The sequence below is a fragment of the Shewanella sediminis HAW-EB3 genome (assembly GCF_000018025.1).
Classification (GTDB): domain Bacteria; phylum Pseudomonadota; class Gammaproteobacteria; order Enterobacterales; family Shewanellaceae; genus Shewanella; species Shewanella sediminis.
Map to the genome: position 1 here is coordinate 3,466,107 of NC_009831.1, position 13,609 is coordinate 3,479,715.

Sequence of the window (13,609 nt, forward strand, 5' to 3'; positions counted from 1 at the left end):
CATTATTCCTCGGCATTTTTGAGTAAATCATCTACAACAGTTATCGCTCCCTGGAAATCAAAACTTTCAATGGTACTTTCCAATCGAGACAACTCCTCTGGCTCTACCAGTATAGACAACTGTTCGTGATTTTCAGAAAAGATATCTAACGCATCGCCATCATCATTAGACAGTAAATCTCTAATATTAATAAGAACATCAAGAGTCTTCTTACGTTCCTCAGCGGTGAGTGGAATATGAGTTACCTGTTCCTGTTTTTCGACAGTCTTGACTCTTATAGCTTCCACCAAACGTTCCAACTCACCTGTGAATGCAGGCATAACCGTTGCGATTTGATTCTCGTCTTCTGCCTGAATTGCTGTTTCCAATTTCGCAGCCAACTCCTGCAGCTCTATTGCGCCAAGAGTACCTGAAATACCTTTGATAGTATGGGAAAGGCGCTCAGCAAGCATGATGTCACCAGTGGCCAGAGCCTGCTCTATACGCATAGGGACATTCGATTGTTCGGCCACAAACCGCTTCATCAGATCGAGATAAAGTTTATGTTTTCCGGCTACTCGCATCAATCCCAACTCCAGGTTCACACCGGGCAGCTCTGGCAATTTCACTTCAGCATCACTAACACTCGCATCCGGAACAAATACCTCATCAGCCCCCTCTTGAGGAGTTACCCACTTAACCAGCGCGGCAAACATCGAAGCAGGGTCTATTGGCTTAGCTATATGATCATTCATACCGGCATCCAGGCATTTTTCACGATCTCCATCCATAGCATTTGCAGTCATAGCTATTACAGGGAGTTCTTCATAACCTGAAAATTTACGGATATGTCGTGTCGCGGTATAACCATCCATTACAGGCATTTGAATATCCATGAGTATCACGTCGAATAACTCGGTTTTCACTCTTTCACATGCTTCTTGTCCATCAGAGGCTGTTGTCACTACTAAGCCCGCCATTTCGAGCAACTCAGTAGCAACCTGTTGATTTATGTCATTATCTTCAACAAGTAATACATGTGTTCCCCTTATTGCCTTCGCCGCATCCAAGCCTAGATCATATGCTTGTTCATCTCGTTTAGCCTCTTCATATCCCATAGCAACCATAGTGGCATCCAACATGCTGGACTGAGTTACTGGCTTAGTTAAAACTCCACTGACCTCCATACCTTCCATTTCATGTATCAACTCATGCCGATCATAGGCTGTAACCATAACGATATTTGGAGGACTCTCGATATTTTCTTCAGATTTGATTCGATGGCAAGTTTCTACTCCATCCATGCCCGGCATTTTCCAATCTATGAAGACGACTTTAAAAGGAGTCCCCAACTGGTCGTAGTCATGTAATTTTTCAATAGCTTCTTCACCACTACTTGCCTCATCAACAACAAACGTGAGTGCCTCGCCATTTTGACGTAATATCTGCCGAGCAACAGGGCTGTCATCAACAATAAGTATGGGCAGATGCCGTAAATCAGGCTTAGGTAACTGGCTGACGACTTCTGCTGCTTGTGAAAGGCCGAAGTTAGCAGTAAATACAAAGCTACTCCCCTTTCCAAAAGTACTCTCAACACTTATTGCCCCTCCCATCAACTCCGTCAGTTTTTTGCTGATGGTCAGACCCAAACCGGTACCACCATATTTTCGGGTCGTGGAAGCATCCGCCTGACTAAAGGACTGGAACAATTTACCCATTTGCTCCTTTGTCATACCAATGCCGGTATCCTTAACAGTGAACTTTAAGGTCACTTGTTCATCATCAACACATACCTTCTCAATGCTGACAACAACCTCCCCCTTCTCGGTGAATTTAACGGCATTGTTAGTCAGATTAATAAGAATTTGTCCGAGTCGTAACGAATCACCTATCAGCCCACAAGGAACGTCTTTATGAGTATCTATCAGCAGTTCCAATTTCTTTTCACGAGTCTTAACCGTTATGAGTTGAGCCAACTTATCCAAGGTATCATTCAAGTTAAACGGCTTTCTCTCAATTTCCATTTTTCCCGCCTCGACCTTCGAGAAATCGAGGATGTCATTGATAAGAGCAAGTAAGGATTCAGAAGCACTTTGAATTTTATTGATATAGTCACGCTGTTTACGGTCTAGCCCGGTTTGAAGAGCTAAATGACTCATACCAATAATGGCATTCATTGGAGTTCGGATCTCATGAGACATATTAGCCAGGAAGTCGGATTTTGCTCTTGTTGCATTTTCGGCGACCCGCTTCGCTCTCATTAGCTCTTCTTCAGCCTGCTTACGATCAGTAATATCTTGGGTTATGCCTAATAAGATATTCGATTCACCGCTTTCGTTAGGAACCGCCACTTTTACCGTATGAAGAATGCGTTCTCCATGAGAAGTAGTTATTGTCTCTTCTTGTATATCCTTGATGCCTAGATGTTTAACGATCTCTTCATCTGTACGACGAAAATGATTAGCTTCTTCAGTTGAAAATAGATCATAATCATTGCGGCCAATTATTTGCCCAGATTTAAATCCAAAAATTTCTACAGCGACGTGATTCCACAGAGTAAAACGATAGTCATTTTTAACATCCTTGGCAAAAACGGCTATCGGTAAATTCTCAAGCAAAGTAGTCATATAGGCCACATTTTGCTTAAGTTTCTCCTCCAAGCTCGTTTTTTCATACAGCGTTTTTTCAAGATCTTCTTTAGATAAACGTAGCTCCTTATCCATGCGCTTTCGTTCGGTAATATCACGAACCATTCCTGTGAATAGGTGTTCACCGTCTATGAAGAACTCACCTACCGCAAGATCCATGTCGAAGGTTTCGCCATTTTTACGCAGGCCGACAACTTCTCTTGTTTTACCTACAACTTTGGTTTTGACATCATCAATATAGTGCTTTAAATAACCGTCATGTTCTTTTCGTGTTGGTTCAGGCATAAGCATTTTTATATTGTTGCCGACAACCTCTGAAGCACAAAAACCAAATATTGTTTCAGCTGCAGGACTGAAATTTTGAACAATTCCTCTACTATTCATCACGATTATACCGTCCGCAGCATTCTCGATAATACTGCGTAGTCTCATCGTCCGCTCTTTAACCCGCTCTTCAAGCTCCTCATTGGACCTTCGCATAAAAGTAGTGGCTCGTTGCCCGATAGTTACAGTGAGCATACTAGAGGCAATCGCCAGCAATAGCGCAACTATTGCCGTTGTGATCAGGTGAATACGCATTTGATAAAATGCGTCAAGTGCCTCTTGGAGATCAATCTCAGTTGTTACCCCTAAACCAAGTCTGCTATCCCAGCGCCAAACTCCCAATACAGCAACTCCTCGGTAGTCGCGATACCCCTCGATATTAGACTGAATATTTGCCCTTCCGGTTGCTTGCTGTGCCTGATTGATAATCGCTTGCGTCATAAATGTGAAAGGTAACTCAGTAAAAGAACGTTCTGGCAAGTAGCCCTCTGTCATGTTGCCACCTGGATCCTTCAGCATTAAAAATGATTCACCTTCTGAATCTATGCTTTGCAGCCCAATTTCTACCAGTGAGTCTTTGAAGCGGCTTTCGGTGACCATTCCACCGTCTCGATTGATTAGATAGCTCTCTCCGGAACGGCCAATACTTCCTTGTTGCAAGATTTGGGATAAGCGGCCACTAGGTAATAAGCGCTGGGTAAGAACCGCAAAAACCTTTCCTGTATGATCTTTTACCGGCGTGATAAAAAACATGCTTAAGGCATTCAGGTTCGAGAAACCTGAGCTGTACTCACCGACTTTAACATCGGATGGAATAGGTGGCACAAATACCGTTTCACCACTAAAGGCTCGATCGAGCAACTCCGGCGCATGGATTGCAATCAGGTTTTTCGAGCCTAAGTTAATGTTTCTACGTGAAGCGATGCTAATCCTATCCTTATTAATAAGGAAAAAACCAACATGACCAAAATCCTCTACATGACGTTCGAAAAACGAACGGATATCCCCCTGTATATTGTCATCTTTCAATACACGCTTTTCTGCAGGCAGAGACAATAAGTGTTGCGTAAGCTCAACTAACTCAGGGTGCTCTCCTAATCTAGACAGATATCGCTTTCGATCATTAATCCAGGTGTCTAGGTTTTCTGAAGTTCTTTCAAGAATAAACGTCAAATCTTCCTTTGTATCGCTTAATGTTGATTGCCTGTTTTGTTCAAGGGTATACCAAACCAATAGTAAGACGATTAATACAATGATGCTGGTGAGCAGCATCATTGAATAAGTAAAAGCCCGAGAAGCCACAAATTTAGCAATAACTTCATTAGATAATAGTTTCGGAAGCAGGAATGCCGTAACTGTCAAAACTATAAAGGTGAATACTGCAATGATTATCAATGGATATACCGAAAAATACTGTTTAAACAGTTTCGATACAGGAGCATCTACACTCTGTTCAACTGAAGCACTAGCAAGCCACTTATTTTTAATTAAACTTAGCTCTTTCTGGCTTATAGATTCCACACCTTTTCTCAAGATAGAAATCAATAATGGAAGATCCTTGCGCGTGGCGATATTGAGCAGGCTCAATTCGTGATCGCCAATCTTAATTTCACTTGAAACAGAAACATCGGTCATCAGGCTTTCAGAGATAAAGTGATTCAGTACTGCCATCTCCCCCAAGGCTGCATCAGCTTCCCCAACACTGACAGCAATCATGGTTTGATATGTATTCTCAAGAGGAAGTATTTTAATTTGTGGATATTCTCTACTCAAAATCTCTTCATAAAAAAATCCCTTAGTAACCGCAACCGTTTTGCCAAACAAGGCTTCTAAAGAGCGATAAGGCATACTCTTCTTGCTCAGGATCGCATTGGGGTTATCAGCATAGGGTTTAGTGTAAAGTAAGTATTTTTCACGCTCAGGGGTTTTAACAATATCTAACATAACATCGAGAGAGCCATCTCTCATCATCAGCAGAAATTCCCCCCATGTAGGCCCTTCAACATATTCAATAGATAGCCCTGCCTTTTTCGCTATCAGGTTCATATAGTCGATAGAGAACCCTTGTGTCACACCATTCCTTTTAAAATTAAATGGTGGCCAACTAATATCTCCTGAGACTCGTACAACAGGATTGCTTGCAACCCATGCTTTTTCTTTAGCAGTTAAGTCAATTTCATCAGTAACTTGGCTTACAGTTGAAGGTCTAGCGATCCATCGTTCTGTTATCTGCTTATGTTTTTCCTCATCGATAGAAGCGAGCACCTTATTAAGGACAGAGAGAAGTTCAGGCCAATCTTTACGAACACCGAAACTAAAAAATGTTCTTTCAAGTTGCGTTTCAGCATCAACTCTAATCGAGGTTAAGTCATATTTCAGAATAAGGTGGTTAGCCACGGCATAATTAACAATTGCAGCATCCACTTTACCGTTATCTAGAGCTCGTATTGCTTCTAAAGGAGAGTTGACAAAATATGGCTCTATTTCCGGATAGTTTTTAAGGATCATCTCCTCATAAAAAAAATCTTTCACCATTGCCAGCTTTCCACGGTTCAAATCATGAAAAGCATTCACTGGCTCTTGATCTTTCCTGGTCAAAAAAATAGTCGGAAAGCTAATGTAGGGGCGAGTAAAGTTAAGATAAGCACTTCGTTCTTTCGTTTCCACAATTGTGGAGATGACATCAATATCGCCGCTCTGAGCCCCCGCAATGACATCAGTCCAATTCAAGCCAGAAATGACACGCATATCAGTCCCAAGGCGCTCATTAATCAGCGCAAGGTAGTCCGCAGAGATCCCGGAATAGTTGCCTCTATCTCCAATGAAGTCAAAAGGCGGATAGTTCTGGTCAATACCCAAACGGATGTTAGGATGGTTATCCAACCAAGTTTGTTCATCTGCTGTCAAATGAAGCACTGACTTATTACTGTTATCTTCCAGATTACTGGCTGACCATAATCGGTCATAAATTTTCTGGTATTGCCCATTTGATTTTAATTGTGATAGCCCCTGACTGAAGTCATCTCTCAATGATTTATCTGAAAATCCAACTGAAAACCAAGTCTTACCGCCAAAAATATTGTATTGATTATAGCGTTCCGGCTCATAACCAAAATACCGCGCCCAATACGAAAAAATACTCCAGTCAATAACGAGCGTATCAGCCTTTTTTTGTAAGAACAGTAATACTTGCTCTGATTGATCCTCGACCTCGCGATAAAAGTTCATTTGTGGAATGGCTTGTTCAAAGCTTTTACCCAGGTCTTTACTGGCACCTTGCCATGAAAGCACTTTCCTGCTCTTCAGCTCATCGATAGAAGATAATGTGGTTCTGTCTTCGGGTTGCGTTACCGCATAATTCCAGAAGTAGATAACTTGATTAGAATAGTAAACAGATGAATTTTGTTCAGAAGGAATAGTTGTAGCCGCATCAATATTTCCCTGCCGCAACTGTTCAACAAGATTGTTATTAGAGAAGTAGTGAACTTCCAAATCATGTCCGCGCAAAGCGAGTGCTTCACGCATAATATCAACCTCTATTCCTCTCGGTTCTGATTGTCCCTCTGGGGTTGATGCAAATACAAAGGGAGGCTTTCCATAACCAAACCCAACCTTTATAGTTTCTGCATTACAAAATGCGCTTGTGATACATAGAAGAAGCAGAAAAGAAAAAAACCGGGTAATGAAATTCATATATCAACCTCTGATGTTTTTACTATATACAGAGAAAATCCTTTTTAACCACTTGTTTCCTCAAGGTACGGCCTTGCAAATTAACAATTTTGTCTATGGTATGGACTTGGTATCCAATGTGAACCTGTCATGGTGAATCAGCTTAAATCTAAAAAATAGCAAGCTCATGTATCACCATATGTAATTTGGTACCTTGTACCAACTAAGGCCGGAAAATAATGAACACCTTAGTATCTATAGTGTTCATTATTTTAGCAAGTAAGGCTTGAAAAAATTTCTGTCAAAACAGACTTATGCGTCCCCCCACACCTAAGAAGAGCAAAAACAAATAAATTGATAAGCACCAATTCGAATTAATGAGAATAAAAAGTCGATTAATGTACACAAGCCTACTCCCATCACTTACCTTAAAAAGGGAGCAAGACGTCTCATCGAACAAAGAACCTATATGTTGGAACAAATAAATAATCACATACAACATATGACAAATCGTTTGTATTAAAACGAAAAAAAAGGGTGGTAACATCAATCTGTTACCACCCTTACTTTAAACTCTATTCAGTTAACTAGTTGCCTTCACTCACCATATTGATGGTGTACTTGGGAATATCCACGACCAAGTCACAGTCAGGTACTTTGGTCTGGCACGAAAGACGACTTTCAGGTTCCAAGCCCCATGCCTTATCCAGCATGTCATCTTCGAGCTCATCGCTCTCTTCAAGCTCATCAAACCCTTCACGAACCACAACATGACAGGTAGTACATGCACAAACTTTCTCACAAGCATGCTCAATATGAATGCCATTTTTCAGAGCAACATCTAAAACCGTTTCACCTACATTGGCTTCAATAACGGCCCCATCGGGACATAGTTCTTCATGGGGTAAAAATACAATTTGCGGCATTGGGTTACCTATTTAATCTAAATACTGTCAACTGACTGGCCTTTAAGGGCCAGCTTAATTGAATTATCCATACGCTTAGCCGCAAAATCCTGCGTGCTAGCATCTAATGCTTCAATGGCTTTTTCAATCGCATCGGCATCATCCTGACCACCGACTTCAACCAATACAGCCATGCTCTGCTCAATCGCATTACGTTCGTCAGCCGTTAACAGCTCACCATCCTTCGCCAATGCGGCACTTAATGTCTCGAGTACCCTTGCAGCTTCGACTTGCTGTTCTGCAAGCATACGGCGAGCAATGTCATCTTTTGCGTTCGCCATCGAATCTTTCAACATGGACCCGATCTCTTCATCTGTTAAGCCGAAAGAGGGCTTAACCTGTATGCTCGACTGCACGCCAGTAGACTTCTCCATTGCAGTCACACTCAATAAACCATCGGCATCAACCTGGAAGGTGACTCTAATATGTGCAGCGCCCGCTGCCAATGGCGGGATCCCCTTCAAAGTAAAACGCGCCAGCGAGCGGCAGTCATCGACCAATTCCCGCTCTCCCTGTACGACATGAAATGCCATAGCGGTTTGACCATCTTTAAAGGTAGTAAATTCTTGCGCTTTAGCCACGGGAATTGTCGTGTTACGTGAAACGACCTTTTCTACTAAGCCTCCCATGGTTTCGATACCCAGTGACAGAGGGAGAACATCGAGTAATAAGAGATCTGATTCAGGCTTGTTACCCACTAAAATATCAGCCTGAATTGCGGCACCGATAGCCACCACCCTATCCGGGTCAATAGACGTTAATGGCGCTTTGCCAAAGAAGCCTTCAACCAGTTCTCTGACCAATGGCACTCTTGTCGAGCCACCAACCAAGACAGTTTCGAGTACCTCATCCGCTTTGATACCTGCATCACGTAAGGCACGACGACAACTTGCGACAGTCTTCTTAACCAGGCTTGTTATAAGAGAGTCAAACAGTGACTTTGTTACGACATGAGTAAGTGTCGTTCCATCGTCCAATAACAGCGTCGCAGTCACTTCACTCTCATCGGTCAACACTTCTTTCACCCGTCTGGATTCAATCAGTAACTGACGACTCACCGATGCTGAAGGCGCATCTATCTGCCATTCCTGGAGAAGATGATGATGAAGAAGATGATCAAAGTCATCACCACCCAGTGCAGAATCACCACCGGTAGCTAACACTTCAAACACCCCTTTATTGAGCCTCAATATTGAAATATCGAAGGTACCGCCACCAAGATCATAGATAGCAATGACGCCCTCTTGCCCTGAATCTAATCCATATGCGATTGCGGCTGCAGTAGGTTCATTTAATAAACGTAATACTTTCACCCCTAGCAGGGCTGCAGCATCTTTAGTTCCTTGACGTTGAGCATCATCGAAATAAGCGGGAACCGTGATGACAATACCTTCAAGATCGCCACCTAGTGTGCTTTCGGCTCTGGAAATCAACGGCTTTAGAATTTCTGAAGAGATTTGAACGGGATTAACTGTGCCCTGCTCGGTAGCGAACAAAGGTAGACCATTTTCACTGGCTTGGAAACGATAAGGCAGATCTTGTATACCCGATTGAATATCAGCAAGACTTCGGCCCATAAAACGCTTCACTGATACAATAGTATTTTGTGGGTCTTTAGCAGAATGCGCCTCGGCCTCAAAACCGGCTTCGATGCCAGTATCGGTATAACGAACTATCGATGGCAGTGAATGTCGAGCATTCTCATCTGGCAGGGTATCAGCGACACCGCTGCGAACGGCAGCAACCAGTGAGTTTGTGGTACCTAAATCAATACCTACAGCCAATCTATGTTGATGAGGCGCTGCAGTCTGTCCAGGTTCAGCAATTTGCAAAAGAGCCATAAAAATTCCAACCTAAGTATTAGCCAGTATGGAGCTAAAGCTAATCAAATAAAAAATAATTAACAAACTGAAAAGTATGCCTAAGCCTGATCAAACAGAACGTCTTCCGCACGCTCAAGTTCAATCTGTAACTTAGCCATAAATTTCAATTTTCGAATAAGATCTGCAGCTTTTGACAGCTCTTCCTCAGAGTTACTTAGAAGCAATTGAGCTAAATCTTGCTCAATCTCCTTAGCATAAACCGAAAATGACTCGTGTAAGTCGGCAATCATCTCATCGGGATCACTACTGTGAGCGATATCTTCGAGGGATTCACGCCACTCCATCTGCTGCATTAAAAAATGAGTATCTTTGACAGTCGTCGACTCGTGTAGAAGATCAAATCCATTCAATGCAAGAATATGTTCGGCTCTTGTTATTGGATTTTTCAACGTCGAAAAGCCGTCGTTTACCTGGGCGGTACGCTGAACGGCAATACGTTTATCTTGTTCACTGGAGTTAGCAAACTTATCGGGGTGAACCGCCCTTTGCAGTTCGCGATAGCGTTCTGCAAGTAAGGCGGTGTCTATTTCGTAGGAAGGTGTAAAACTAAACAGCTCAAAATAGTTCATGACTCAATTCTTTTGACGGTTAGACTGTGAAACTCTCACCACAGCCACACTCCCCTTTAGCATTAGGGTTGTTAAACTGAAATCCTTCATTGAGCCCCTCTTTTACGAAGTCGAGCTCTATACCTTGAAGATAGATGAAGCTTTTGGCATCGATAATAATTTTTACATCACCGATTTCATAAACTTCATCATCATCATTCAAATCATCAACAAACTCGAGGATGTATGCCATACCAGAGCAACCCGATGTTTTGAGTCCTAAGCGTAAGCCTATCCCCTTGCCGCGACTCACAAGAAAGCTTTTTACACGTTCTGCTGCCGCGGGAGTCATTGTTATAGCCATCTTAACTCCGGAAATTACTTAGTTTGCTTTGACTTATAATCATCGATGGCTGCTTTAATTGCATCTTCAGCCAAAATTGAGCAATGAATTTTTACCGGTGGCAGTGCAAGCTCTTCAGCAATATCGGTATTCTTAATTGCTGCTGCTTCTTCAATCGTTTTTCCCTTAACCCATTCGGTAACAAGAGAACTCGATGCAATTGCACTTCCACAGCCATAAGTCTTAAACTTGGCATCTTCAATCATACCATCTTTGTCAATTTTCAGCTGTAGCTTCATCACGTCGCCACAAGCCGGTGCGCCGACCATACCGGTAACTACTGATGGATCATTTTTATCGAAAGAACCTACGTTTCTTGGGTTCTCATAATGTTCTAGTACTTTTTCGCTATAAGCCATGGTACTGCTCCAATCTCTATATTCGATTTAACCGGATTAATGGTGAGCCCACTGAACCTTGTCCAGATCTACACCATCTTGAAACATCTCCCACAGTGGAGACATCTCCCGTAAGTCGCCAATTGACTTGTTAATAGTCTCAATTGCATGATCGATCTCCTCTTCAGTCGTAAAGCGACCGATAGAGAAACGAATTGAGCTATGCGCCATTTCGTCATTCAAACCAAGCGCTCTTAGCACATAGCTTGGTTCTAAGCTTGCCGATGTACATGCCGAGCCGGAGGAGACTGCGAGGTCTTTAAGCGCCATCATCAATGACTCACCTTCGACGAAGTTAAAGCTGACATTTAAGCTACCGCAATAGCTCTGTTCGAAGTCACCATTAATGTAGGTTTCTTCAATTCCTTTCACGCCATTCCAAAGTCTGTCACGCAAGGTTCTGATACGCGCATTATCTGTTGTCATATCAGCTTTTGCTATCGCAGCCGCTTCACCCATACCAACAATTTGGTGAGTCGCAAGGGTACCACTTCGCATACCACGCTCATGACCACCACCGTGCATAGTCGCTTCAAGACGAATGCGTGGCTTACGACGCACATAGAGTGCTCCGATACCTTTAGGGCCATACATCTTGTGAGCAGAGATAGAGATCAGATCGACTTTCATCGACTGAACGTCGATAGGCAACTTACCAGCACTCTGGGCAGCGTCTACATGGAAAATGATTTTCTTGCTACGACATAGCTCGCCGATAGCAGAAATATCATGGATAACACCGATCTCGTTGTTTACGTGCATGATACTGACAAGAATCGTATCTTCACGCATCGCAGCTTCGATCGTTTCAAGTGGGATCAGGCCATTAGACTCAGGTGCAAGATAGGTCACTTCGAACCCTTCACGCTCAAGCTGGCGACAAGTATCGAGTACCGCTTTATGTTCAGTCTTGCTGGTGATGATGTGCTTGCCTTTCTTATGGTAGAAATGAGCAACACCCTTAATTGCCAAGTTGTCAGATTCAGTTGCACCCGATGTAAATACGATCTCTCGCGGGTCTGCATTGATTAACTCAGCAACTTGATTACGGGCGATATCAACCGCCTCTTCAGCCTGCCAACCATAACGGTGAGAACGAGACGCAGGGTTACCAAATATGCCGTCCATAGTCATGCACTGCATCATTTTTTCTGCAACACGAGGATCAACCGGCGTTGTCGCAGCATAATCTAAATAGATAGGAAGCTTCATCACACACTCCGTACTTACAGCCTGTAAAAAGGCTCAACAAAGTACAAAAAATTATTTAATAATAACAAAGTTAACTTATACCGTTACTCTTTGTTCCTGTTGCAATTCATCTTGCTTAACTGAAATAAACTGAACGTCACGTTTATTCATTAAGCCAGCAAGACTGATCCCATTTAAGAAATCAGAAATTTGTTTACTCAAATCACCCCACAAGGAGTGAGTCAGACAGCGCGTACCACTTTGACAGTTACCTTGTCCCTGACAACGTGTTGCATCGACGGATTCATCGACTGCACGTACGACCATACCAACTGAAATTTCCCCGGCATCAGCACCTAGACGGTAACCACCACCCGGGCCCCTAACACTTGAAACCAGTCCATGCTTTCTCAGTTTTGCGAAAAGTTGTTCAAGATAAGAAAGAGAGATCCCTTGGCGCTCAGAAATATCGGCCAATGGCACTGGACCTGATGTAGAATGCATAGCAACATCTAACATGGCTGTCACAGCATAACGACCTTTCGATGTAAGTTTCATAGCAACCAGCTCCCAAAAATGCATAAGGGAATTCAAACATACCCGACTATTTTAGTCAAGTATTAGACCTTATAATTTACTCAAGTATTAAGTCTATTTCCAGACAGGGTATATATGGGTATTGATTAGCAGAAAAATACCCTGCCACTTTGGTGGGGTATTTAACCTGTTTCTATTAAAAGATTCAATGAATGTTTACAACTTAGCGCACTAAAAGATCAGATTATGGGATCAAACTCATCAATTGACTGTTTACGCTTTTGCGCGGCGGCTAATTCGGCATCACTGAAATCATCGACTTCAAGTTCAGGAAGCTTATCGGTGCACACACTTCCGCCCATAGATTGAACCGCCTGACATACTTCCTGGACCTTAGAATCCATGAGGTGCATATGGTCCAACATCTGACCAATCGCGTTAGCAACTGGGTCTGGATTATCGGGCGAAACAGCATAGGCATCGAAGCCATACTTCTTAGCCATCTCAGTTCGTCGCTTAGACGTTTCTTTGCTGGCTTCATTTGGCGTTGACACCACCCGGCCTGGAATGCCGACGACCGTAGTGTCTTTAGGGACCTCTTTGACAACTACAGAATTAGAACCGACTCTGGCACCATCATTCATGGTGATAGGCCCCAATATTTTAGCGCCCGCTCCGATGACAACATTATTACCTAATGTGGGGTGACGTTTACCTGCCTGCCAAGTGGTTCCCCCTAACGTGACGCCGTGATAGAGGGTACAATCATGACCAATCTCAGCGGTTTCACCTATGACTACGCCCATACCATGATCGATAAAAAACCGATCACCGATTGTCGCACCGGGGTGGATCTCAATTCCAGTCATCCAGCGGGCAAATGTGGAGAGGCAACGGGAGGTCAAACGCCACTTTCGCTTCCATAGCTTATGGCTCACTCTATGGATCCAGATGGCATGCATTCCCGGGTAATTTAATAACACCTCAAATGTACCATGTGCTGCCGGATCCCGATGATAGATGGACGCTATATCATCTTTAAGTCGAGCGATAACTCCCAT

Annotated in this window: 9 protein-coding genes; all 9 read right to left on the reverse strand. The window is 43.1% G+C overall.

Annotated elements, in window-relative coordinates; translation table 11 throughout:
• Positions 1-2: 2 nt before the first annotated feature.
• The 9 genes from SSED_RS23685 to cysE all read right to left on the reverse strand — a co-directional run bounded on the left by SSED_RS23685 (position 3) and on the right by cysE (position 13,609).
• Positions 3-6,644, reverse strand: coding sequence for a transporter substrate-binding domain-containing protein (locus tag SSED_RS23685; protein ID WP_012143202.1), 6,642 nt, complete (start codon positions 6,642-6,644; stop codon positions 3-5).
• A gap of 566 nt (positions 6,645-7,210) precedes the next feature.
• Positions 7,211-7,549, reverse strand: a complete 339-nt coding sequence (gene fdx / locus SSED_RS14970) for an ISC system 2Fe-2S type ferredoxin (protein WP_012143203.1) — start codon at positions 7,547-7,549, stop codon at positions 7,211-7,213.
• Positions 7,550-7,566: 17 nt separating this feature from the next.
• Positions 7,567-9,429: a Fe-S protein assembly chaperone HscA gene (gene hscA, locus SSED_RS14975; protein ID WP_012143204.1), complete on the reverse strand. Its 1,863-nt coding sequence runs from the start codon at positions 9,427-9,429 to the stop codon at positions 7,567-7,569.
• A gap of 80 nt (positions 9,430-9,509) precedes the next feature.
• Positions 9,510-10,040, reverse strand: a complete 531-nt coding sequence (gene hscB, locus SSED_RS14980; protein WP_012143205.1) for a co-chaperone HscB — start codon at positions 10,038-10,040, stop codon at positions 9,510-9,512.
• 19 nt (positions 10,041-10,059) lie between these two features.
• Positions 10,060-10,383: an iron-sulfur cluster assembly protein IscA gene (gene iscA / locus SSED_RS14985; RefSeq protein ID WP_012143206.1), complete on the reverse strand. Its 324-nt coding sequence runs from the start codon at positions 10,381-10,383 to the stop codon at positions 10,060-10,062.
• Between the two features lie 14 nt (positions 10,384-10,397).
• Positions 10,398-10,781, reverse strand: coding sequence for a Fe-S cluster assembly scaffold IscU (gene iscU / locus SSED_RS14990; protein WP_012143207.1), 384 nt, complete (start codon positions 10,779-10,781; stop codon positions 10,398-10,400).
• Between the two features lie 36 nt (positions 10,782-10,817).
• On the reverse strand, positions 10,818-12,032 hold the full coding sequence (locus tag SSED_RS14995; RefSeq protein WP_012143208.1) for an IscS subfamily cysteine desulfurase: 1,215 nt from the start codon (positions 12,030-12,032) through the stop codon (positions 10,818-10,820).
• A gap of 75 nt (positions 12,033-12,107) precedes the next feature.
• The gene (iscR, locus tag SSED_RS15000) at positions 12,108-12,569 is read right to left on the reverse strand and encodes a Fe-S cluster assembly transcriptional regulator IscR (RefSeq protein ID WP_012143209.1); all 462 of its coding nucleotides are present in this window, start codon (positions 12,567-12,569) and stop codon (positions 12,108-12,110) included.
• Between the two features lie 218 nt (positions 12,570-12,787).
• Positions 12,788-13,609 (reverse strand): serine O-acetyltransferase, encoded by an 822-nt coding sequence (gene cysE / locus SSED_RS15005; RefSeq protein ID WP_012143210.1) that lies wholly within the window; start codon positions 13,607-13,609, stop codon positions 12,788-12,790.